This is a genomic window from Dactylosporangium sp. CA-152071 (genome assembly GCF_050936335.1).
GTDB classification, from domain to species: domain Bacteria; phylum Actinomycetota; class Actinomycetes; order Mycobacteriales; family Micromonosporaceae; genus Dactylosporangium; species Dactylosporangium maewongense.
In genome coordinates, this window is the sequence record NZ_JBNJMZ010000001.1 from 4,061,572 (window position 1) to 4,083,310 (window position 21,739).

Here is a 21,739-nt window from a genome sequence, read left to right on the forward strand (position 1 = left end):
TCCGATCGGCGGCGTCGGCCGGGCGGGGGAAAGTGTCGTACCCCGGGGGCAGGATGGAGGCATGGATGAGCTGGGTCGGTTCGGTGCGGCGACGCGGGAGTGGTTCGGTGCGGCGTTCGCGGCGCCCACCGCCGCGCAGGCGGGCGCGTGGCAGGCGATCAGCGCCGGCCGGCACGCCCTCGTGGTCGCGCCGACCGGCTCCGGCAAGACCCTGGCCGCGTTCCTGTGGTCCCTCGATCAGTTGGCGGCCCGACCAGACCTCGAGGCGGCGAAGCGCTGCCGGGTGCTGTATGTCAGCCCTCTGAAGGCGCTGGCGGTCGACGTCGAGCGCAACCTGCGGGCCCCCCTCGCCGGCATCAGGCAGGCGGCGGCGCGACTCGGGCAGGAGCCGCCCGACATCAGGGTCGGCATGCGCACCGGTGACACCCCGGCCGACGAGCGGCGCGCGTTCACCAAGACCCCGCCCGACATCCTGATCACCACGCCCGAGTCGCTCTTCCTGCTGCTCACCTCGCAGGCCAGGGAGTCGCTGCGCAGCGTCGAGACGGTGATCGTCGACGAGGTCCACGCGGTCTGCGCGACGAAGCGCGGCGCGCACCTGGCGCTGTCGCTGGAGCGGCTCGACGCCCTGCTGGAGCGGCCCGCGCAGCGGATCGGCCTGTCCGCGACCGTCCGCCCGATCGAGGAGACCGCCAGGTTCCTCGGCGGGTCCGCGCCCGTCGAGGTCGTGCAGCCGCCCAGCGCCAAGACCATCCAGGTCGAGGTGCAGGTGCCCGTCGAGGACATGACCGCCCTCGGCGAGGCCGACCCCTCGCAGGACGACGACGGGGCGCCCAGGCAGGCGTCGATCTGGCCCGCCGTGGAGGAGCGGGTCCTCGACCTGATCGAGGGCCACCGCTCCACGATCGTGTTCACCAATTCGCGACGCGGCGCGGAGCGCCTCTGCGCCAGGATCAACGAGCTGTCCTCTGCCCGTGCCGGTGTCCCCGCACCCACCCCGCCACGGACGCCGGCGGAGATGATGGCGCAGGCCGGCACCGCCAACGGTGCCGCGCCCGTCGTGGCGCGCGCCCACCACGGCAGCGTCTCCCGCGAGGAGCGCAAGCACATCGAGGAGGCGCTCAAGTCCGGCCAGCTGCCGGCGGTCGTCGCCACCTCCAGCCTGGAGCTCGGCATCGACATGGGATCCGTCGATCTGGTCGTGCAGATCGAGGCGCCGCCGAGCGTCGCCGCAGGACTGCAGCGGGTCGGGCGCGCCGGGCACCAGGTCGGCGCCGTGTCCCGCGGCGTGGTGTTCCCGAAGCACCGCGGCGACCTCGTCTCGTGCGCCGTGGTCGCCGAGCGGATGGTCGAGGGCGGCATCGAGGAGCTGCGCTATCCGCGCAACCCGCTGGACGTGCTCGCCCAGCAGATCATCGCGATGGTCGCCATGGAGCCGTGGCACGTCGACGAGCTGGCGGCCCTGGTGCGCCGCACCGCCGTGTTCGCCGAGCTGCCCGAGTCGGCGCTGTTCGCGGTGCTCGACATGCTCGCCGGGCGCTATCCGTCGACCGCGTTCGCCGAGCTGCGCCCACGCATCGTGTGGGACCGCACCGACGGGGTCCTCACCGCCCGCCCCGGCGCCCAGCGCCTCGCCGTCACCAGCGGCGGCACCATCCCCGACCGCGGGCTCTTCGGCGTGTTCCTCGCCGGCGCGGAGAAGGCCGCCCGCGTCGGCGAGCTCGACGAGGAGATGGTCTACGAGTCCCGCGTCGGCGACGTGTTCCTGCTCGGCTCGACCTCGTGGCGCATCGAGGACATCACCCCCGACCGGGTGCTGGTCTCCCCCGCGCCGGGCGCCGCCGCGAAGATGCCGTTCTGGAAGGGTGACTCCCCCGGCCGCCCCGTCGAGCTCGGCCGCGCGATCGGCGCCCGCCTGCGCGGCTTCGTCAAGGCCGGCGACGAGGCCGCCCACCAGCAGCTGCGCAGCGGCGGGCTCGACGAGTGGGCCGCCGACAACCTCCTGGCCTACCTGCGCGAGCAGCGCGAAGCGACGCGTCACCTGCCCGACGACCGCACCGTGCTGGTCGAGCGGTTCCGCGACGAGCTCGGCGACTGGCGGATGACCGTCCACTGTGTCCTCGGCGCCCGGGTCAACGCGCCGTGGGCCCTGGCGATCGCCCGCCGGCTCAACGAGCGCTATGGCGTCGACGCGCAGGTCATGCCCAGCGACGACGGCATCGTCGTCCGCCTGCCCGACGTCGCCGACGAGCCGCCCGGCGCCGACCTGGTCGCGTTCGACCCCGACGAGATCGCCGGCATCGTCGAGGAGACCGTCGGCACGTCGGCCATGTTCGCCGCCCGGTTCCGCGAGTGCGCCGCCCGCGCCCTGCTCCTGCCCCGCCGCGACCCGCGCCGCCGCCAGCCGCTGTGGCAGCAGCGGCAGCGCTCCGCCCAGCTGCTCGACGTCGCCCGCGACTACGCCGACTTCCCGATCACCCTCGAGGCCGCGCGGGAGTGCCTGCAGGACGTGTTCGACGTCGCCGGGCTCGTCGGCGTCATGCGCGACATCGCCGGGCGCAAGCTGCGCCTCGTCGAGGTGGAGACGCCGCGGCCGTCACCGTTCGCCCGGTCGCTGCTCTTCGGCTATGTCGGCGCCTTCCTGTATGAGGGCGACTCACCGCTCGCCGAGCGCCGGGCCGCCGCGCTCGCCCTCGACCCGACGCTGCTCGCCGAGCTCCTCGGCCGGGTCGAGCTGCGCGACCTCCTCGACCCCGAGGTCGTCTCCGAGACCGAGCGCACCCTGCAGTGGCTCGGCGACCAACGCACCCCGCGCGACGCCGAGGACGTCGCCGAGATGCTCCGCGTCCTGGGCGACCTGTCCGACGCCGAGCTCACCGCCCGCGGCGCCGACCCCGCTTGGGCTGCGGAGCTGGGCGCGCAGCGCCGCGCCATCCAGGTCCGCGTCGCCGGGGAGCCCCGCTGGATCGCGGTCGAGGACGCGGCCCGCTTCCGCGACGCCCTCGGCGTCGCGCTGCCCGTCGGCCTCCCCACCGCCTACCTGGAGCCGGTCGCGGACCCGCTCGGCGACCTCGTCACCCGCTATGGCCGCACGCGCGCACCGTTCACCTCGGCGACCTGCGCGGCCCGCTTCGGGCTCGGCGTCTTCGTCGTCGAGCAGGCGCTGCGCCGCCTGCCGGCGATGGTCTCCGGCGAGTTCACGCCCGGCGGCGCCGGCACCGAGTGGTGCGACGCCGAGATCCTGCGGTTGCTGCGCCGCCGGTCCCTGGCCGCGCTGCGCCGCGAGATCGAGCCCGTGCCGCCCCGCGCGCTGGCCCGCTTCCTGCCGCAGTGGCACCAGGTCGGCTCGTCCCGGGCCCGGGGCATCGACGCCGTCGCCGCCGCGGTCGAGCAGCTCCAGGGCATCGCCATGCCGGCATCCGCCCTGGAGCGGCTGATCCTGCCCGCCCGCGTCGCCGACTACACGCCCGCCTACCTCGACGAGCTGTGCGCGTCCGGCGACCTGCTCTGGTCCGGGGGCGGCGCCATCGGCGAGCACGACGGGTGGGTCAGTCTCGCGTTCGCCGACACCGCGTCGCTGCTCCTCCCGCCGCCCGCCGACGTCGGCGGCCCTGTCCACGCCGCGATCCTCACCGCGCTCGCGGGTGGGCAGGCCTTGTTCCTGCGGACGCTGGCGGAGCGGGTCAACGAGATCCTCGCCTCCGCTCCGCCGCCTTCCGCGGTGGGCAGGGAGCTGCCGCCCGCGGCCGGGTCGTCGTCCAGGGGAGGCGCGAGTTCGCCCTCTGCGGCTGGGTCGTCGTCCAGTGGCGGCGCGAGCTCGTCGTCCGCGGCTGGGGCCTCCGCGACCGAGGGCCGGGCGCGTCTGGGCGGGAAGGGTGTCAGGTCATCGGCATCCGGTGGCGAGTCGATGCCCTGGTCGGCGCCCGGCGGCGGGTCCGGGGCAATGCCGGCATCCGGCGGCAAGTCCGGGGTGGTGCCGGCATCCGGTGACGGGTCCGTGGTCTCATCGGGGCGCGGCGGGTCAGAGCCTCTGTCTGAGCCTGGCGATGGATCCGTGACCTTGCCCGGAGCGGACGATGTCGACACCGCGCGGGGGCGTCGGAGTGTGGGCAGTGCCGCCGGTGGCGCGGAGCCTGATGCGGTCGTGCCGCCGCCGGTTCCGGTCGCCAGGCTGCGGAGGGCGAAGGCGGCACCTGGCTCGATCAGCGACACCCTGCGCGGCGTCGAAGCGTCGCTCCACGCCGGGTCGGCTGGCTCACGCGACGCCGGCGGTCCGGGTGGGGACTCGGACGGTTGGGGTGCGCCGGGGTTCGTCAGCGAGGCGGAGGTGCTCGACGCGGTCTGGGATCTGGTGTGGGCCGGGCAGCTGTCCAACGACACGCTCGGTCCTCTGCGGGCGAAGCTCGGTGGTGGTGGAGCGCACAAGGCGAAGCCGGCGGCGCCGCGGTCGCGGTACCGGCGCGCTGGCATCGCGGCGGCGCGGGCGTCGCTCGCCGGTGGGCGGTCAGGGCCGCCGACCGGGGCCGGGCGGTGGCACCGGCTGCCCGATCGGGACCTCGACCCGACCCGCCGGGCGACCGCCAACGCCGAGCTGCTCCTGGACCGGCACGGGATCGTCACCCGTGGGGCGGTGATGGCCGAGGATCTGCCGGGGGCGTTCGCCGGCGTGTATCCCGTGCTCGCGGCGATGGAGGAGCGGGGCGCCGCCCGGCGGGGCTACTTCGTCGAAGGTCTGGGCGCGGCACAGTTCGCGCTGCCGGGGGCCGTCGACCGGTTGCGGGGCGGCACCGACACCCGCGACGCTTTGGTGCTCGCCTCGACCGATCCAGCCAATCCGTACGGGGCCGCGCTGCCCTGGCCCGAGCGGGTCGTCGACGCCGGTGACGGTGAGCGATCCGGGCACCGGCCGGGGCGCAAGGCGGGCGCGCTCGTCGTCACGGTCGGCGGTGACCTCGTCATCTATGTGGAGCGCGGAGGGCGGACGCTGCTGTCGTACGTCGAGGACACCGAGCTGCTCGCGCTCGCCGCGAAGGCCCTCGCCGACGCCGTCCACGGCGGTGCGCTCGGCGCGATGTCGGTCGAGCGTGCCGACGGGGAGTCCATCCACGCGTCGGCGCTCGGCGACGCGCTGTCGGCGGCAGGGTTCCGGACCACCCCGAAGGGACTCCGCCTGCGGAACTGATCCACACCCGATCAAGCGCTCCACCCACGGAGCTGAGCCACACACACCCGACCGAACGCTCCCCCGCGGAGCTGAGCCACACGCCCGACCGAACGCTCCACCCACGGAACTGAGCCACACACCAGATCAGGCGCTCCACCCGCAGAGCTGAACCGCACCCAGCTGAACGCTTCGGCTGCGGAGCTGGCGACCGGCACGCGACCATCGCGTGTGACCACGGAAGGAGACGGCGCGATGAGTGAACTCGCAGGCGAGCGGCGGGTCTCGCTGTTCGAGCACGCCGGTGGCGCTCCGGCGTTCCAGGCGCTGGCGGCGGCGTTGCATGAGCGGTGCCTTGCGGATCCGGTGCTCAACCATCCGTTCGGGCATCCGGGGCAGCATCCTGAGCATGTGCAGCGGCTCGGGACGTACCTGGCCGAGGTGTTCGGCGGTCCGCCCGCGTACTCGCAGACGTGCGGCACCCACTTCGGCGTGCTCGACCTGCACGCGCGGATGGGCGCCGAGGACGACCTCGGAGAGCGGTTCGTGCGTTGCTTCGTGCTCGCGTGCGACGACGCCGGCCTGCCCGCGGACCCGGAGTTCCGGGCGGCCCTGCGTGACTACATGACCTGGGCGGCGGCGGACGTCATGCAGTACTCGCCGCCGGACTCCCAGGTGCCCGCCGACGTCACGATGCCGCACTGGACCTGGGACGGACCGCGGTGAGCCGGCCCGGCGGCACGGGTCAGACCGGCTCGGCGCGGCGCTCCAGCTGGATGATCTCGTCGCCGTCGAGGAGGTGGGTGGTGCGGCCGTTCGGGACGTAGCCGGCGGCGGCGTAGAGACGCTGGGCGCGTTCGTTGGATCGGCGGGTCCACAGCGTCGTGCGGGTGTAGCCGAGGGCGTGGACCGCGCGGAGGAGGTGCTGTCCGTAGCCGTTCGACCAGTGAGAGGGGTGGACGAACACCATCGACACGTGACCGTACCCGGGAATCAACGCACCCTCGCCGTCGTCGGCGCGCCCCGGCTCGACCAAGGCCATACCGACCACCGTCCCGGCCTCGGCAGGCATCGCCCCGGGTCCGCTCGTCGCCGCCGCGACCCGCGCCGGAGCGACCTCGGACTCACCCCGTCCGGCCGTCGAACCAGCGGGTGCCGACCCGTCCGCAGCACCCGCGCGTCCGGTCGGGGAGCAGGCAGGTCCGGCGAGTGGCGGTGCGGGCTCGGACGGAGCTGGAACAGCCACCGGTCCAGCAGGTCCGGGCGCGGCGAGCACGTCCGCCGGAGCCACAGATTCCGTCGGGGAATGGGCAGATCCGGCCACGGAACCGGCGAGGTGCGGTGCGGGCTCGGTGGGCGCCGACCCGAACATAGCTGGAGCAGCCACCGGACCGGCAGGCGCAGGCGTGGGCAGGGTGGCGATCAGGACCTGGGCGTCCGGGGCGGCCAGTTTCTCGCGGACGCGGGCGAGGCGTTGTGGGGTTGGCGGGAGGCCGCGGGCGGCGTTCGCCGCGTGCCAGACGTCGGCTGCGGCGGGCAGGTCGGCGGGGTGCGCAGAGCGGACGGCGATCACTCGGACGATTGAAGCACCTGACGGGTCAGTGGGGTCAGTCGCTGGCAGAGGGTGGGATGGGGCCAGGTGACGTCGCGGAGCTCGTCTGTGTAGGAGCTCCAGTAGTGGCCGCTGCCGTCGTGGTCGAAGTAGGCGTGGGACTCGTACGCGACGCGGTGCAGCGGGTCGTGGATCCAGGCTCGCGGGTGCATGAGGCCCCACGAGGGCGGGCCCATCGGCATGTAGCCGCTGACGAGCAGGGCGCGGCGGTCGCCGATGGCGCGGAGGGCGTCGACGGTCTGTTGGGCGGCGCGTTCCCAGATCAGGGCGCCGGCGCGGCCGTCGGCGGCGAGGCGGGTGGGCTCGTTGAGGAGGCCCAGGCCGATGACGGCGGGGTTGTCGGCGGCGGGGGCCATGCGGCGCCAGAAGTCCGCCAGCGCGGTGGTCGGCAGGCCGGGGGCGCCGAGGCGCAGGAGGGTCTGCTGGTGGCGGCCGCCGCCGAGGGCGAAGTCTCCGTACCCGTGCAGGTCAAGCACGACGAGGAGGCCGGCGGCGCTGGCGTGGTCGAGCGCGAGGCGGACCCGGGCGACCTCCTCGGAGGACAAGGGCCCGAAGGGGACGGGCTGGAGGCGTTCCCAGTTGACGGCGAAACGGACGAGGCGGATGCCGCGCGAGGCCAGGAACTCGTAGCTGGAGGGGGTCTCGTACGTGTAGTCGTCGCCGTACCGGCCGGGGTTGGCGCTGCCGAAGCCGCCGTTGACCTCGGAGGTGGCGAAGGAGCCGGCGGCCAGGTTGACGCCGCGGAGGTAGCCGGCGGAGGTGCCGTGGCGCTCGACGACGTGGGCCTGCGGGCCGACGACGTCGACGTCCATGCCGTGCGCGACCGGACGGTAGACGGCCATCGGGTAGTTGGCCGGCCAGGTGCCGGCCGCCCAGGCGGTGACGGGCAGCCCGACGGCGTCGGCGGCGGTGTACCAGGCCTCGGCGACCGCGGACCACTGCGCCGCGTCGCGGTCGGCGGGCCAGCCGATCTCCCCGATGAACCCGGTCGCGTTGTTGCGGCGCAGCCAGGCGGAGAAGTTGGCCAGCCCGGCGACGGCCCTGGCCTGGACGATGTCCGTGGTGCACACCGTCTGCAGCGCGCGCGGCCACGACACCGGCACCACCAGCGCCGTCACGAGCAGCAGCAGCACCATCGCCAGCGCCGGAGCTTTGCGAGCCACCGCACGCCACTGCCCGACCGCCCCCGGGTCACACCCTCGGGAACCCCGAAAAGCAGCTCATGGGCAGGGCCTAGGCCTTCTTGGCCACACCCCCGTAGACGGAGACCTGGGTGTCGGTGACGTCGGGCGAGACCTCGGCGTCGGGGCGCCACTTCGTGACGAGGGGCAGGCCGGGGTCGACGAGCTCCAGGCCGGTGAAGAACCGGGCGATGTCGGCGTGCGGGCGGACCTGCATCGTCACGCCCTGGCGGGCGTAGATGGCGGCGACGTGCTCCCAGGCGACGGGGTCGAAGTCGCCGGTGAGGTGCGACAGCGCGAGGTAGCTGCCGGACGGCAGGGCGTCGACGAGCTCCTGCACGATCCGGTACGGCTCGTCGGCGTCGCCCACGAAGTGCAGGATCGCGATCAGCAGCAGGCCCACCGGCTGGTCGAAGTCGATGACCTCGCGCAGCTGCGGCGAGTCCAGGATCCGCCGGGTGTCGCGCAGGTCGGCGTCGATGTACTCTGTGCGGCCCTCGGGCTTGCTGGTCAGCAGCGCGCGGGCGTGGGCGAGGACGATCGGGTCGTTGTCGACGTACACGATCCGGGAGTCGGGCGCGATCGCCTGGGCGACCTCGTGCACGTTGGGTGACGTCGGGATGCCGGTGCCGATGTCGAGGAACTGCCGGATGCCCGCCTCGCGGGCCAGGTACTCCACCGCGCGGCGCAGGAACGCCCGGTTCTCGCGCGGGGGGATGCGACTGTTGGGGTTGGCCCGCAGGCCGGCCTCGGCGGCGCCCCGGTCGGCGGGGAAGTTGTCCTTGCCGCCCAACAGAAAGTCGTAGACCCGGGCCGGGTGTGGCCGGTCCGTCTGCAGGTCGACCGGCTCGTGGGCCTCGTCGGGCTTGGGCTTCATCCAGTCGGCGCCTGACATGTCCCACTCTCCGCCAGTTGTGATGCCATGTGTGATCGATCGGACGGCTGGATCATATGCCGGGACATCACCCTCCGTCACTCTCGACCACATGCGGCAACGATGCGACTACGTGGCGTGAACGATGGTCACGCGGTCGCCGGCCCGGACGCCGAGCAGCTCGGCGGCGCTGCCACCGTTGACCGCGACGGCCAGGTACCCGGCGGAGTCGGTGAACACGACGAGCCCGCCGGCGGGCGCGTCGCCGAAGGTGCCGCCCGAGACGGCCGGCGCGCCGTTGACGGTGACCACGCCCCCGGGGAAGGAACCGGGCGAAGCCAGCTGCAGGTTGCCGAACCGGTCGACCGTCAGTACCGAGGCCACCACACCGGCCGGCGTCACGTCGAGGAACGGCGGCGGTAGTCGTACAAGAGCCGCGGTGGCACTTCCTGCCAGGGACAGGTCGGCGCCGGCGGCGAGGCGGGCGGCCACCGGGGCGAACACGTCGCGGCCGTGGAAGGTGCGCGACACGTCCGGCGCGAACCACGCCGCGTTGGTGAGGTGGACGGCGCGACGGATGCCGCCGAGGGCCTCCGCCGCCGGGATCAGCAGGCCGTTGTCCGGCCCGACGAGGAACCCGCCGTCCGCGGCCTCGATCGCGATCGGCCGGCGGGCGGTGCCGACCCCGGGATCGACGACGGCGAGGTGTACGCCACGCGGCAGCGACGGCACGGTCTGTGCCAGCACGTGCGCCCCTCGGCCGACGTCGCCGGGCGGCACCAGGTGCGTCACGTCGATGACCCGCGCGGCGGGCGCCAGGCGGGCGATCACCCCGTGGCAGGCGGCGACGAACCCGTCCTCGAGCCCGTAGTCGGTGGTGAAGGAGATCCAGGGGTCCATCAGGATAGTGTCGGACGCATGCGGCTCTGCGTGTTCATCGAACCTCAGCTCGGCGCCACGTACGAGGACCAGCTCGCCTTCGCGCAGCACGCCGAGCGGCTCGGCTTCGAGGGCTTCTTCCGCTCGGACCACTACATGGCGACCCGCGGCGGGGCGCCCGGCCCGACCGACTCGTGGGTGACGCTCGGCGCGCTCGCCCGCGAGACGTCCACGATCCGCCTCGGCACGCTGGTGTCCTCGGCGACGTTCCGGCTTCCGGGGCCGCTCGCCGTGGCGGTGGCGCAGGTCGACGCGATGAGCGGTGGCCGGGTCGAGCTGGGGCTCGGCACCGGATGGTACGAGCGGGAGCACCTGGCGTACGGGGTTCCGTTCCCCCCGGTCGGCGAACGGTTCGACCGGCTGGAGGAGCAGCTGGAGATCATGACCGGGCTGTGGGCGACGCCGGACGGCGCCACGTTCAGCTACCAGGGCCGCCACTACGACCTCATCGACTCGCCCGCGCTGCCGAAGCCCGCGCAGCGGCCCGGCCCGCCGATCATCGTGGGCGGCAAGGGCCTCAAGCGGACCCCGCTGCTGGCGGCGCGGTTCGCCGACGAGTTCAACGTGCCGTTCTCGAGCCTGGCGGAGACCACCGCGTCCTACGACCGGGTCGTCGCCGCGATCGAGGCCGAGGGGCGCGACGGGCGGGCGCCGATCGTGTTCTCGTTCGCGCAGACGATCGTGTGCGGCGCGACCGAGGCGGAGGTCCGGCGGCGGGCGGAGGCGTCCGGGCTCGACCCGAAGGGGCCGCCGGTGTCGGGCGGGCAGCTCTACGGCACGCCGGCGCGGGTGGCGGAGCAGCTGGCCGACTTCATGAAGGCGGGCGCGTCGCGGGCGTTCCTGCAGGTGCTCGACCTGTACGACCTGGAGCACCTCGACCTGCTCGCCACGGAAGTGGCGCCGCTGCTCCCATAAGCTAGGCCGGTGCCCGAAGGCGACACCGTCTGGAACACCGCCCGCGTGCTCGCCGACGCCCTGGACGGTCACGAGCTGACCCGCAGCGACTTCCGGGTGCCGAAGCTCGCGACCACGGACCTCGCCGGCTGGCGGGTGCACGAGTCCGCCAGCTACGGCAAGCACCTGCTGCTCCGTCTGACCCGCGACCCCGACCGCGCCTACACGCTGCACTCGCATCTGCGGATGGACGGGGCGTGGCGCACGTACCGCCCGGGCGAGCGCTGGACCGGCCGCCCCGCGCACCTGATCCGGGTCGCGCTGCACACCCCGACGGCCGTCGCCGTCGGCTTCCACCTGCACGAGCTCGCGCTGGTGCCGACCAGGGACGAGCGCCAGTTGATCGGGCACCTCGGGCCCGACCTGATGGGCGACGGCTGGGACCCGGCGGAGGCGGTCGCGCGGCTCGCCGCCAGGCCCGACCGGCACATCGCCGACGCCCTGCTCGACCAGCGCAATCTCGCCGGCATCGGCAACCTGTACAAGGCGGAGGTCCTGTTCCTCAGGGGTGTCAACCCGTGGACCGAGGTCGGCGCGGTGCCGGACCTGCCCGCGATGGTGGACCTGGCGCACCGGCTGCTGAACTCCAACCGGGGCCGCTGGACGCAGACGACGACCGGTTCGCTGCGCCGCGGCGAGACCAACTGGGTGTTCGAGCGCGCCGGGAGGGAGTGCCGTCGATGCGGCACCCGGATCGAGCGCTGGACCGGCGGCGACCACGACCGGATCACGTACTGGTGCCCGCGCTGCCAGCCGGTTGTCTCCGCGACACCTGGCCCGTAGGCTGCGAACTCGCTGGTCAGGCGAGGGAGTGCTGGGCGTGCACGGAGTTCACCGGTTGGGTCCGACGGATCGGACGCTGCTGTGGGGCACGGCGGCGCTGATCGTGTTCACGCTGGGTGCCGTCACGGTCGCGCGCTCGAACGGCGGACCGGTCGTGGGCGCCGACGACACCCACCTCTGCTACAACTCCGCGGGCGTCGGGGCCGCCTGCCTGCCGCCGGCTCCCACCGGTTTCGAGGACGCCACTGTACCGTCAGCGCCTGCATCGTCACCCGTAGCCACCGCCCCTGCTGAGGTGGTCCGCTCGCCTGCCGTCCCGCCTTCGCCAACCTCGAAACCGCCGACGGGCACCGCCGCCTCGCGGTCTCCGGCGGCTCCGGCGGCGAAGAAGACCGTCCCGGCGTGGGCCGTGGGCGTCGCCTACACGGTCGGGGCGCAGGTGACGTACCAGGGCGGCGTCTATGCGTGCAGGCAGGCGCACAGATCACAGTCGGACTGGTCACCGCCCGCCGCTCCCGCGCTGTGGAGTCGGTTGTCGTGAGGCTCACGCCCGCGCACTGATCGTTGCGGGCACGCGGTAGGGTCTTGGGCGTGACGCTGGGTGTGGTGTTGTACCGGTGCATCACCGGCTGAGCCGGCGGGGGCTGTTCGCCGCCTCGGCCGCCGCGCTCGTGGCTTCCGCGCTCGGCGCCTGCGACGGCACTCCGCTCGCCTCCGCGACCCCGGCCCCGACCCTGCGACCGCCCGACGGCACGCCGCTGGCCGTCTGGGAGCTGACCGGCGGCCTGGTCGGCACGGCGATGCTCGCCCTGCGCGCGCCCCGCCTCGTCGTCTTCGGTGACGGCGACGCGATCGCCGACGCCGCGTACCGGTCCCGCCTCGACCCGGACGCGCTGCAGACCCTCGCCGCGGGCCTGCTCGCCGACCTGGGCTCCAGCGACGCGCAGAAGCCGCGGTCCGCGGCGCCGACGATCCTCAACGCGCCCGTGACGAGGGTGAGCACGTGGTCGCCGTCGGGGCCGCTCGCGTTCACCGCCGAGGGGTTCGACGAGCTGAAGACCGACCACGTCTACGCCGACGTCCTGTACGACGCCCGCGACCGCCTCGCCGCCGTGCACAAGTCGGTGGCGGCGACGGCCCAGCCGTACCTGGCGGACCGGGTGAGGCTGGTCGCGATGCCGGTCGACGGCGAGCCCGCCACCGTGAACCCGTGGCCGGCAGACGTGAAGCTGCCCGCCCCCGACGCCGGCGGCCTCCGCAAGGCGGACCTGTCCGGCGAGGACGCGCGGGCCGTGGTCCGCACCCTGACCCGCGACCTGGACCAGCGCGGCGCCTGGCCCGCGTACACGTCGGCGTCCGGCGACACGGTCAGAGCCAGCTGGCGCTACCTGCTCCCCAACGAGTAACCGCCGCGCGGCGCACGGGACATGGCGCACGGGACGCGGCGCGCTTCAGGCGGTGCTGGCCCGCGGGGTCGAGCGCAGGTCCGACATCGCCTCGGCGACGCCCTTCAGGAACGCTGTCGCATCCGCCAGGTTGCCGATCGTGGCGCTGTCCTCGGCGACACAGCCGGCCGCCGCCGTGACGAACTGCTCATACGCCGACACGCCCTGCTCCAGCTGCGCCGCCAGGGACGCGTGGGCGGGCCGGAGCGAGTCGCCGGCCGGGCCCAGGCTCATGGCACGCTCGACGGACGCGGTCCGCTGGGCCAGGTCGCGCAGCGACTGCTCGGCGACGGTCGCGTCCAGCACGGCGGCCTCCGCGTGCGGGCCGAGCCGGCCGACCAGCCCGGCGAGCATGGCCGAGGCACGGTCGAGGCGCCGCCACGGCTCGGCGACCGTCAGGCCGCGGAGCTTGAACGACTCGCGCTGCCGGCCGAACTCCGCGATCGCCGTGCGCCCCGCGGGCAGCTTGGCGACGATCCCGACGAGCTTCTCCCGGGCCTGGGCGCCGACGAGGGCCGGGTCGGGCTCGGGCGGCACCGGCAGGGCCCGGAAGGCCCGCAGGTCCATCCAGCGCCAGATGGCGATCGCGATGGAGCCGCCGGCGCCGGCCGCCCAGAAGGCGTCGGGCAGCCCGAGGCCGCTGTACGGCACGAGAATCGCGGTGGCGCCGGTCAGCAGGCCGGCCCGCACGGACCAGCCACGCGCGGAGCGGTGCAGCCGCCGCAGTCGCTTCAGATGCTTCGCCCGCTCCGACGCCATGACCGGCACTCCCCCCAATAGACCTTGAACTCGTCAGCCGGCGCTGGCGGTGTCCCCCGCTTGCTTGTCCTTCAGGCTCGCCCGGATCTCGTCGAGGCGGGCGACGCCGGCGTCCCGCGGGCCCGGGGAGGCCGCGGCGGGCGTGCTGGGCGTCGCGGGCGCGGCGGCGAGCTGGTCGCCGGCCATGCTCGCGCGGATCTGGTCGAGGCGGGAGCTGCCGGCCATGTCGAGCGTGGTGCGCTGGACCTCCAGCATGCGGCCCTCGACGGAGTTGGAGGCGAGCTCGGCGCGGCCCATCGCGTTGGCGTAGCGGCGCTCGATCTTCTCGCGCACCTCGTCGAGCGACGGCGTGTTGCCCGGCGCGGCGAGGCCGCTCATCGACTCGAGGGACTTGGCGACGGTCTCCTGCATCTTGGCCTGCTCGAGCTGGCTGAGCAGCTTGGTGCGCTCGGCGAGGCGCTGCTGCAGCAGCATCGCGTTGTTCTCGACCGCGCGGCGGGCCTGGGCGGCCGCGTTGAGCGACTGGTCGTGCAGCGTCTTCATGTCTTCCATGCCCTGCTCGGCCGCGACGAGCTGGGTGGCGAAGATCTGCGCGGTCTGCTCGTACTCCACGGCCTTGGTCTCGTTGCCCTCGGCGCGGGCCTTGTCGGCGAGGGTGAGCGCCTGCCGGGCCGAGGCCTGCAGCTTCTCGACCTCACCCATCTGCCGGGACAGCCGCATCTCGAGCTGCCGCTGGTTGCCGATCACGGCCGCGGCCTGCTGCACCAGGGCCTGGTGCTGGCGCTGCGCCTCCTCGATCGCCTGCTGGATCTGCACCTTCGGATCGGCGTGCTCGTCGATCTTGGCGCCGAAGAGCGCCATCAGGTACTTCCAGCCCTTCACGGCGGGATTCGCCATCTCGCGGTCCTCTCTGCGCCGGCACTACAAACGTGCGGCTTCCATCGTGTCAGGCGAGCGCGAGAGCGTCACGCCCAGCGTCAACTCAAACGGTGGGATAATGCGGACAAAGCGGTGTGAAACACGTGCGACTCAGGGTGATCTCAGGGATGCGCACTACTGCACCTGCTCCCCGGTGAGCGCCGAGCGTGACAGCCGCTCCGCCTCCGCCAGACCGTCGCGCATGCCTTCCAGTCCCGCGGCGAGCTCTGCCACCTTCACCGCCGTGAGCGACGTGCCGACGTCGGACGCCGAGTGGAGGGCCAGCAGCTCGGCCATCCGCGCGACCAGCCCTTCGAGACCCAGTACAGCGGACTGCATCCGCGCGAGCAGCATCTCGCGGGCGTCGTGCAGCCGCCGTGCCACACCGAGCTGATCGGTCACCGCCCGCAGGGCCCGCTCCCGCTCCGCCCGCAACGGCCCCGCCGGCAGCCCGTCGATCCCCTGCGCCAGCTGCGCCCGGTCGTGCTCGAGCCGGGCGACGTCGATGCCCGCCGACGTCCGCTCGATCAGCGTCACCTGACCGGCGAACCTGACCAGATCTCCCAGCGCCTCGGCCGCCCGCTCGTCGACCCCGGCCACCTGCACCCGCAGGACGGCGTCGGAGGGCGTCTCCGCCTGCCGATGCAGCGTCTGTACCGCCGACTCGGCCCTCCGCAACCACCGCTCAGCGTCCCCACCACGCGCCGGCGCCGGCAGACGCCGCGCGGACCGCCTACCCGACCTCCGCCCGAACAGCGCACCGACGCCGATCCGGACGCCGTACACGACGCCGGCAACGGCAAGCCCCACCGGAATCCCGGCAAGCACCCCAGCCGGAGCGAGCGCGGCGCCGACCGCCCCACCCACTCCACCCAGCACACCGGCCGCGACGAGCCCCCAGGGCTCGGTCAGCTGCTCCTTCACACCCACAACTGCAAGTCTGCCTTCCACTGACGAGCACCGAACAAGACCGAAGTCAATCCGACTGTCAGAAGCCACCAAGCACACCCGGCCCCCAGTGTGGCAGGCCCGATCGAGTCCGCCGCGCCTCCCGTTTTCGCCGCGGCGTCGCCGGTACGCCCCGCCGCCCCTCACTCTCCGCGGGCAGCCGGACGGGCCACCCGAGCAACGGCCGAAACGCACGGCCGGCGGCCCGACGGCGATGGGCGAGCGGCGGCGGCACAGCGGAGACACGGGCGGCGGCTCGACGGAGGCACGGCAAGGACCCGAACGGCGGCCTACAGCACGGCCGACGGGCCAGTGGCCCTCTGGCTATGGGCAGCATGGAGGGGCAGATGGTCGCGGTGACGACCGGTGGCGGGCGAAGGCGTCAGGCGGCGTAGACGACTTCGCGCGGGTTGCGGGTCGCGCGCAGTGTCGTGCGGAGCGGGCCGTCGTGGCGCACCGCTACCGACAGCTTCGCGTCGGTGGTGACCTTGGTCTTCGGGCCGCTGCGGCCGGACAGCCGGGCTTCCGGCGCGGACGGGCCTGCTCCCGCGGCGGCTGGGTCGGATGCGGGCGCGGCGTCCTGCGTGGACTCGGGCGCACCGACCGGGACGAGCACGCGTGGCAGGTCCTCCGCGGTGGCGAGCGTGTCGCTCACGTCGCGCAGCACCTCGGACAGCGCGGCACCGAGCGCCTCACAGATGGCGGCCAGCAGCTCGCTGGACGCCTCCTTCTGCCCGCGCTCGATCTCGGACAAATAGCCGAGACTGACGTTGGCGGCGGTCGACACCTCGCGCAGGGTCCGGTGCTGGGCCTGCCGCCGCGCACGCAGCGCGTCACCGATCACTCGACGAAGCAGCACCTTGGCACCCCCTCTGAGGCAGTCCGCGAATGGGTTCCCCGCGAAAACTGGTACCCGCCACGGTACCTGGTGCGGCGCCGATCGACACCCTACCCCGCCGTTATCGCGAGGTGATGGTGGTCGCCAGCACCTCGGCGAGGAGCGTGACGGCCGCTTCGACGGCGCCAGCGCGGACCTCGGAGCGGTCACCCGGCAGGGTGAGCTCCCGGACGGCGGCGTGCTCGGGCAGGGGTCCGGCGACGGCGACGTACACCCTGCCGACAGGCTGGCCACCCTGCGGATCCGGGCCCGCGACGCCGGTCGTGGCGGCCGCCCAGTCGGCGTCGCAACGCTCCCGCGCCCCGGCGGCCATGGCGGCCGCGACGGACGGATCCACCGGTCCATGCGAGTTCAGCAGCGGCGGCGGTACATCCAGCAACGCCGCCTTCAAATCCGTCGCATACGCGACCATCCCGCCGCGGAACACCACGCTCGCCCCGGGCACGGCGACGAACTCGGCGGCCAGCAACCCTCCGGTCAGCGACTCGGCGACCGCGAGCGTCTCGCCCCGCCCCTGCAGCGTCGCCAGCACCTCAGCCGCACTCACGCCGTCACCTCCGCCACGTCCCGGCGCCGCGCGCACCGAAGGCGAGCCCGCGTACCCCGAGGGCGAGGCCGTGTGGGTCCAGGGCGAACGGTCCGCTCATGCGACCGGCTCGTCCGCCACGGGCGCGACCGCCGGCGCGGCGATCGGCGTGCTCAGCATCTGGTCCTGGGCGGCCAGCCGGTCGGCCTCGCCGAACGTGTCCGGCCCGCCACTCGCGGCGCTCGCGCGGCGGCGGCGCAGGGAGTCGCGGCGCACCCGGTACGCCCGCACGACGTAATCCAATCCAGTGACGACCGTCACGATGAGGGCGCCCGCCATCAGCCACGGTCCCACGGCGGCGAGCCCGTCCGGCAGCGGCGTGAGGTACCAGCCGATCGCCAGGATCTGCAGGGCCGTCTTCGCCTTGCCGCCCCGGCTCGCGGGGATGACGCCGTGCCTGATCACCCACAGGCGCAGGGCGGTGACCCCCCACTCGCGCACGAGGATGAGCACGGTCACCCACCAGGGCAGCCGGTCGTACAGCGACAGCAGCACCAACGCCGCGCCGGTCAGCGCCTTGTCGGCGATCGGGTCGACGACCTTCCCGAAGGAGGTGACCAGGTTGTACGTGCGGGCGATCCACCCGTCGACATAGTCGGTCGCCGACGCGACGACGAACGTGATGCCCGCCGCGAGCTGCCAGCCGGTGTCGGTCAGCCCGCCCGCCACGACGAAGAAGACGAAGACCGGGACGAGCACCATCCGCACGACGGTCAGGACGTTGGCCGCGTTGAGCAACGGGACGGGCTTGAGAACGGTCATGAGGCCGCCGGACTGATCATCTCGATCGGGACGGCGACCAGGTCGACGCCGACGCTGTCGACGACCCTGGCCCGGACGAGGTCACCGGGGCGCAGCGAGAACGGGTCGAGCCCGTCGCCGGCGACGAGGGTCGTGGAGCCGTCGACCTCGGGCGCCTGGTGACCGGCGCGCCCCTCGACCGAGTCGTCGAGGAGATAGTCGACGAGGACGTCGACCTGGGATCCGATCCGGTCGGAGGCACGCTGCGCGCAGAGTTCCTCGGCGAGGGCGCTCATCCAGTCGTACCGCTTCTTGATGTCGCTCTCGGACACCTTGTCGGGCAGGTCGGCGGCCTCGGTGCCGTCCTCGTCGCTGTAGTCGAACACGCCGACCGCGTCGAGGCGGGCCTCGGTGAGGAAGCGGGCCAGCTCGTCGACGTCCTCGCGGGTCTCGCCCGGGAAGCCGACGATCACGTTGCTGCGGGCGCCGGCCTCCGGGTCGAGCTTGCGCACCGACTCGAGCAGCTCCAGGAACCGCTCGGTCGACCCGAAGCGCCGCATCCGCCGCAGGACCGGCTCGCTGGAGTGCTGGAACGACAGGTCGAAGTACGGCGCGACGCCCGGCGTGGTCGCGATCGCCTCGACCAGCCCCGGCCGGGTCTCGGCCGGCTGCAGGTACGACACCCGCACCCGCACGATGCCGCTGACCGCCGCCAGCTGCGGCAGCAGGCGCTCCAGCAGGCGCGGGTCGCCGAGGTCCTTGCCATACGAGGTGGAGTTCTCGCTGACGAGCACCAGCTCGCGGACGCCGGTGGACGCCAGCCACTCCGCCTCGGCGAGCACCTCGTCCGGGGTCCGGGACACGAACGCGCCGCGGAACGACGGGATCGCGCAGAACGAGCAGCGCCGGTCACAGCCGCTGGCCAGCTTGAGGGGCGCGACCGGCCCCTTCTCGAGCCGCTGCCGCATCACGCCGCGCAGGTGCGCTGGCAGGTGGCCCGGCACGACCACCTCGACCGCCTCGCGGCGCGCCACCGGGGTCAGCGGCAGCAGCGTGCGCCGGTCGCGCGGCGCGTGCGAGGCGATGGTCTCGCCGGCCATGATCGCGTCGAGGCGCGCCGCCATGTCCGGGTAGTGGTCGAAGCCGAGCACCGCGTGCGCCTCGGGCAGCTCACCGGCCAGCTGTTCGCCATACCGCTCGGCGAGGCACCCGGTCGCGACGACCTTGGCGCCCGTGTCGGCGGCGGCGAGCAGCGTGTCGATCGAGTCCTGCTTGGCCTTGGCGACGAACCCGCAGGTGTTGACGACGACCACGTCCGCGTCGGTGCCGTCGGTGGTGACCGCCCAGCCGCCGGCCGCGAGGCGGGCGGCCAGCTCCTCGGAGTCCACCTCGTTACGAGCGCAGCCGAGGGTGAGCAGGGCGACGCGACGGTCAGCATTGGCGGGCATGCTCCGAGGGTACCGGGCCGATCGGGGCTCAGGCTGCGGGGAAGGGGTCGCGGAACGTGAACGCATCGGATGACGGGCCCTTGCGTCGCAGCAGGTCCAGCCGCTCTCCCGCCTCCTCGACCGTCGGGATGCGCCCCGCCGGGATCCACCAGTTGACGGCGTACACGTCCCCGAGTGGCACGAACCACTCGCGCCGCCGTCGCAGCACGTCGAGGTGACCGCTGCGGAACGTGAAGTCCCGCAGCGTCTCGAGGCTCTCCCACACGGACAGGTTGACGAGCAGGTCGCCGCCGAACGGGCGCAGCGAGGTCGCGTCGGCCCCGCCGTCGTCGACGAGCCGCCAGACGAACCCCGGCCAGCCGTCGGCGATGGCGTTGATCCGGTCGAGGTCCCCGTAGAAGCCGGCCATGCGGGGGTCTTCCTTCGGCCCGACGGTCCGGCCGACGTTCAGCTGCGCGAGGTGGAAGGTCATGGCGTCATTCTAAAACTAACCGTGGTTATTTTTGGTACCGCCTAACGGTCACACAGCACCCGTCCGGCCGGGGGTCGATCTGGACCCGCTCCCCGAGCGCCCCTTCCAGCAGCGCCAGGTTCGCCCCGCAGACCAGCGCCGCGTGCGTCCTCGCCACCCCGTCGAACGGGCAGTTCCGCAGCCGCCACACCGCACCGTCCTCGTACGGCTCGTACCCCAGCCCCCGCAGCAGCTCCTCGTCGCCGGTCGCATCCCGCTTCAGGCGCTCGCCCTGCCGCCGGGCCGCCTCGTACAGGACCGGCTCCACCCCGGCCTCCTCGACGGCGTCGGCGAACACCGTGGCCAGGGTCCGGTAGTCCCGCGGCGGCAGGCTCAGCTCATGTTCGGCCGCGGCTCGCCGGTACAGCTTCGACGGCCGCCCCGCGCCGGGCCCGCTGCGCCCGTTGACCCGCGCGAACGACACCTCGACCAGTCCCGCCTCGGCCAGCCGGTCCAGATGGTGCGCGGCCAGGGTCCGCCCGATGCCCAGCCCGTCCGAGACCGCGTTCCGGCTGACCGCCTCCCCGCTGCGGGCGACGTACTCGTACACGGCCCGGCGCTGCGGCTCGGCCAGCGCTGCGATCGCATCGGCATCCACCCGACCAATCATCCCAGCAGGACAGCCACCACCGTCAGCGTCACCATCGACACCGCCGTGGACGCGACGACGGCGTCCCGCGGGAAGCGCCCGTCCACGCCGTACGCACGGGCGAACACGAACGTGTTCTGCGCGGTCGGCAGCGCGGCACACAGCACCGCCGCGAACAGCCCTGCGCCGTGCAGCCCGAGGACGTACCTGGCGAGCAGGAAGCACACGAGCGGCTGGACGCACGACTTGAGCACCACCGACAACGCCACCTCGACCGGGCGGGCGGGTGCCTGGTCGGGGTCGTTCGCGCGTACCAGCGACAACCCCAGCGCCACGAGGGCGGACGGCACCGCGGCGTCGCCGAGCAGCGCCGCGACCCCGGCCAGCAGCGGCGGCAGCTTCAGCCCCGCGGCCCCGAGCGCCACCCCGGCGACGCAGGCCAGCATCACCGGACTCCGCAGCGGCACCGTCACCAGCCGCCGCCACGCCCGCCCATCTGCTGTTTCGATCCGAGCCAGGTCCAGCGTCCCCAGGATCACCGGCGTGAGGATGGTCGTCTGGATGAGCAGCACCACCGCGATGAACGACGCGTCCCCGAGCACCTGCACCGCCACCGGTATGCCGAGGTTCCCCGCGTTGACGTACCCGGCCGCCATGCCCGCGATGGTCTGCTCCCCCAACGACCGCCGGAACACCCACCGCGCCACCCCGAACCCGACCGCGCCCACCACCACCGTGGCACCCACGAACGCGGCGACCCCCTCCCCCGCGAACCCGGCGATCGGCCGCCGACTCAACGTGTCGAGCAGCGCCGCGGGCATCGCCACGTAGAACACGAACCGCCCGAGCACGTCCACCGCCCCGAGCCCCAGCACCCCGGTCCGCCCGGCGACGTAACCGACAGCGGTAAGCGCCCAGATCGGCACGAACGCCGCTAACACCCCCACCTCACCACGGCGCCCTCCCCCAGCACGACCACCCTCACCCGCTCACCCATGTCACCCACCCGTCCCGCGCGCCGGTCCTCCCTCGGACTGTCGCATCGTCCCCTCACCCCCCAACACCACCCCGCCCGCAGCGTCACCTTGAGCACACGACCCACGACCCACGACCCCTGACCGCCGCCTCCGCCCGCCCGTTGATCGAAGGACAGACCTGGCCACGATGGCGACCACCCCCATCCTTCGATCACGCCCACGCCCACGAAGATCAGCGGCCTCCAACCGGCGACAGCCTGGGGACACCCACCGCACCGCCGCCCCCCGACCAACTGGCGCCACCCGGACGCAGCAAGAGCAACACGGCAGCCACCGAGCTCCTCCCGCAGGAACCGCGCGATCACGCCTCGCCCCACACCTCCCGTCCCCGCGCACCGTGACTCGCGGCCATGAG

The 21,739-nt window shown here is 73.6% G+C and carries 19 protein-coding genes and 1 pseudogene; 6 read left to right on the plus strand and 14 right to left on the minus strand.

The window, feature by feature from the left end; translation table 11 throughout:
• The first annotated feature begins 61 nt into the window (after positions 1 to 61).
• Positions 62 to 5,182, plus strand: coding sequence for an Lhr family helicase (locus tag ACQEVZ_RS18110; RefSeq protein ID WP_433367871.1), 5,121 nt, complete (start codon positions 62 to 64; stop codon positions 5,180 to 5,182).
• A 234-nt stretch (positions 5,183 to 5,416) separates the two neighbouring features.
• Positions 5,417 to 5,887, plus strand: a complete 471-nt coding sequence (locus ACQEVZ_RS18115) for an oxidoreductase (RefSeq protein WP_344507778.1) — start codon at positions 5,417 to 5,419, stop codon at positions 5,885 to 5,887.
• A 19-nt stretch (positions 5,888 to 5,906) separates the two neighbouring features.
• Here the strand turns inward: ACQEVZ_RS18115 and ACQEVZ_RS18120 are convergent, their stop codons facing one another.
• The 4 genes from ACQEVZ_RS18120 to ACQEVZ_RS18135 form a co-directional block, all read right to left on the minus strand.
• Positions 5,907 to 6,533 (minus strand): GNAT family N-acetyltransferase, encoded by a 627-nt coding sequence (locus ACQEVZ_RS18120; RefSeq protein WP_433376841.1) that lies wholly within the window; start codon positions 6,531 to 6,533, stop codon positions 5,907 to 5,909.
• A gap of 197 nt (positions 6,534 to 6,730) precedes the next feature.
• On the minus strand, positions 6,731 to 7,936 hold the full coding sequence (locus ACQEVZ_RS18125; RefSeq protein ID WP_433367875.1) for a glycoside hydrolase family 5 protein: 1,206 nt from the start codon (positions 7,934 to 7,936) through the stop codon (positions 6,731 to 6,733).
• 70 nt (positions 7,937 to 8,006) lie between these two features.
• Positions 8,007 to 8,849, minus strand: coding sequence for an SAM-dependent methyltransferase (locus ACQEVZ_RS18130; RefSeq protein ID WP_433367878.1), 843 nt, complete (start codon positions 8,847 to 8,849; stop codon positions 8,007 to 8,009).
• A 108-nt stretch (positions 8,850 to 8,957) separates the two neighbouring features.
• Positions 8,958 to 9,728, minus strand: coding sequence for an SAM hydrolase/SAM-dependent halogenase family protein (locus ACQEVZ_RS18135; protein WP_433367881.1), 771 nt, complete (start codon positions 9,726 to 9,728; stop codon positions 8,958 to 8,960).
• Positions 9,729 to 9,746: 18 nt separating this feature from the next.
• On the opposite strand from ACQEVZ_RS18135, the gene ACQEVZ_RS18140 reads away from it, so the two are divergent.
• The 4 genes from ACQEVZ_RS18140 to ACQEVZ_RS18155 all read left to right on the plus strand — a co-directional run bounded on the left by ACQEVZ_RS18140 (position 9,747) and on the right by ACQEVZ_RS18155 (position 12,910).
• Entirely contained in the window at positions 9,747 to 10,682 is a 936-nt protein-coding gene (locus ACQEVZ_RS18140) for an LLM class F420-dependent oxidoreductase (protein ID WP_433367884.1), read from the plus strand.
• Positions 10,683 to 10,691: 9 nt separating this feature from the next.
• Positions 10,692 to 11,504, plus strand: coding sequence for a DNA-formamidopyrimidine glycosylase family protein (locus ACQEVZ_RS18145; protein ID WP_433367887.1), 813 nt, complete (start codon positions 10,692 to 10,694; stop codon positions 11,502 to 11,504).
• Between the two features lie 55 nt (positions 11,505 to 11,559).
• Positions 11,560 to 12,045 (plus strand): carbohydrate-binding protein, encoded by a 486-nt coding sequence (locus tag ACQEVZ_RS18150; protein ID WP_433367890.1) that lies wholly within the window; start codon positions 11,560 to 11,562, stop codon positions 12,043 to 12,045.
• 76 nt (positions 12,046 to 12,121) lie between these two features.
• Positions 12,122 to 12,910 carry a hypothetical protein gene (locus tag ACQEVZ_RS18155; protein ID WP_433367893.1) on the plus strand — a complete coding sequence of 263 codons (789 nt, stop codon included), beginning with the start codon at positions 12,122 to 12,124 and terminating at the stop codon, positions 12,908 to 12,910.
• A gap of 45 nt (positions 12,911 to 12,955) precedes the next feature.
• On the opposite strand, the gene pspM is transcribed toward ACQEVZ_RS18155, so the two are convergent.
• The 10 genes and pseudogenes from pspM to ACQEVZ_RS18205 all read right to left on the minus strand — a co-directional run bounded on the left by pspM (position 12,956) and on the right by ACQEVZ_RS18205 (position 21,294).
• Positions 12,956 to 13,708 carry a phage shock envelope stress response protein PspM gene (pspM, locus tag ACQEVZ_RS18160; RefSeq protein ID WP_344507791.1) on the minus strand — a complete coding sequence of 251 codons (753 nt, stop codon included), beginning with the start codon at positions 13,706 to 13,708 and terminating at the stop codon, positions 12,956 to 12,958.
• Between the two features lie 33 nt (positions 13,709 to 13,741).
• Complete coding sequence (locus ACQEVZ_RS18165; protein ID WP_344507793.1) at positions 13,742 to 14,605, minus strand: PspA/IM30 family protein; 864 nt, start codon at positions 14,603 to 14,605, stop codon at positions 13,742 to 13,744.
• Positions 14,606 to 14,761: 156 nt separating this feature from the next.
• Positions 14,762 to 15,550, minus strand: coding sequence for a hypothetical protein (locus tag ACQEVZ_RS18170; RefSeq protein ID WP_433367898.1), 789 nt, complete (start codon positions 15,548 to 15,550; stop codon positions 14,762 to 14,764).
• A 406-nt stretch (positions 15,551 to 15,956) separates the two neighbouring features.
• Complete coding sequence (locus ACQEVZ_RS18175; RefSeq protein WP_344507797.1) at positions 15,957 to 16,433, minus strand: helix-turn-helix domain-containing protein; 477 nt, start codon at positions 16,431 to 16,433, stop codon at positions 15,957 to 15,959.
• 100 nt (positions 16,434 to 16,533) lie between these two features.
• Entirely contained in the window at positions 16,534 to 17,019 is a 486-nt protein-coding gene (locus tag ACQEVZ_RS18180; RefSeq protein WP_433367902.1) for a CinA family protein, read from the minus strand.
• Between the two features lie 246 nt (positions 17,020 to 17,265).
• Positions 17,266 to 17,820: pseudogene (gene pgsA / locus ACQEVZ_RS18185) on the minus strand (CDP-diacylglycerol--glycerol-3-phosphate 3-phosphatidyltransferase); the annotation flags it as partial.
• Positions 17,817 to 19,247 carry a 30S ribosomal protein S12 methylthiotransferase RimO gene (rimO, locus tag ACQEVZ_RS18190; protein ID WP_344507801.1) on the minus strand — a complete coding sequence of 477 codons (1,431 nt, stop codon included), beginning with the start codon at positions 19,245 to 19,247 and terminating at the stop codon, positions 17,817 to 17,819. The pseudogene pgsA and the gene rimO, both read right to left, overlap by 4 nt.
• A 28-nt stretch (positions 19,248 to 19,275) precedes the next feature.
• On the minus strand, positions 19,276 to 19,719 hold the full coding sequence (locus tag ACQEVZ_RS18195; protein WP_433367905.1) for a DUF3291 domain-containing protein: 444 nt from the start codon (positions 19,717 to 19,719) through the stop codon (positions 19,276 to 19,278).
• Between the two features lie 25 nt (positions 19,720 to 19,744).
• Entirely contained in the window at positions 19,745 to 20,356 is a 612-nt protein-coding gene (locus tag ACQEVZ_RS18200) for a helix-turn-helix transcriptional regulator (protein WP_433367908.1), read from the minus strand.
• Between the two features lie 8 nt (positions 20,357 to 20,364).
• A complete protein-coding gene (locus ACQEVZ_RS18205; RefSeq protein ID WP_433367911.1) occupies positions 20,365 to 21,294 on the minus strand; it encodes an AEC family transporter in 930 nt (309 codons plus the stop codon).
• Positions 21,295 to 21,739 lie beyond the last annotated feature (445 nt).

What these genes read in the sequence shown, in the direction of transcription:
- ACQEVZ_RS18110 (WP_433367871.1), top strand. Translation starts at nt 62, where the DNA reads ATGGATGAGCTGGGTCGGTTCGGTGCGGCGACGCGGGAGTGGTTCGGT.
- ACQEVZ_RS18115 (WP_344507778.1), top strand. Translation starts at nt 5,417, where the DNA reads ATGAGTGAACTCGCAGGCGAGCGGCGGGTCTCGCTGTTCGAGCACGCC.
- ACQEVZ_RS18120 (WP_433376841.1), bottom strand. Translation starts at nt 6,533, where the DNA reads ATGTTCGGGTCGGCGCCCACCGAGCCCGCACCGCACCTCGCCGGTTCC.
- ACQEVZ_RS18130 (WP_433367878.1), bottom strand. Translation starts at nt 8,849, where the DNA reads ATGTCAGGCGCCGACTGGATGAAGCCCAAGCCCGACGAGGCCCACGAG.
- ACQEVZ_RS18135 (WP_433367881.1), bottom strand. Translation starts at nt 9,728, where the DNA reads ATGGACCCCTGGATCTCCTTCACCACCGACTACGGGCTCGAGGACGGG.
- ACQEVZ_RS18140 (WP_433367884.1), top strand. Translation starts at nt 9,747, where the DNA reads ATGCGGCTCTGCGTGTTCATCGAACCTCAGCTCGGCGCCACGTACGAG.
- pspM (WP_344507791.1), bottom strand. Translation starts at nt 13,708, where the DNA reads ATGGCGTCGGAGCGGGCGAAGCATCTGAAGCGACTGCGGCGGCTGCAC.
- ACQEVZ_RS18165 (WP_344507793.1), bottom strand. Translation starts at nt 14,605, where the DNA reads ATGGCGAATCCCGCCGTGAAGGGCTGGAAGTACCTGATGGCGCTCTTC.
- rimO (WP_344507801.1), bottom strand. Translation starts at nt 19,247, where the DNA reads ATGCCCGCCAATGCTGACCGTCGCGTCGCCCTGCTCACCCTCGGCTGC.
- ACQEVZ_RS18195 (WP_433367905.1), bottom strand. Translation starts at nt 19,719, where the DNA reads ATGACCTTCCACCTCGCGCAGCTGAACGTCGGCCGGACCGTCGGGCCG.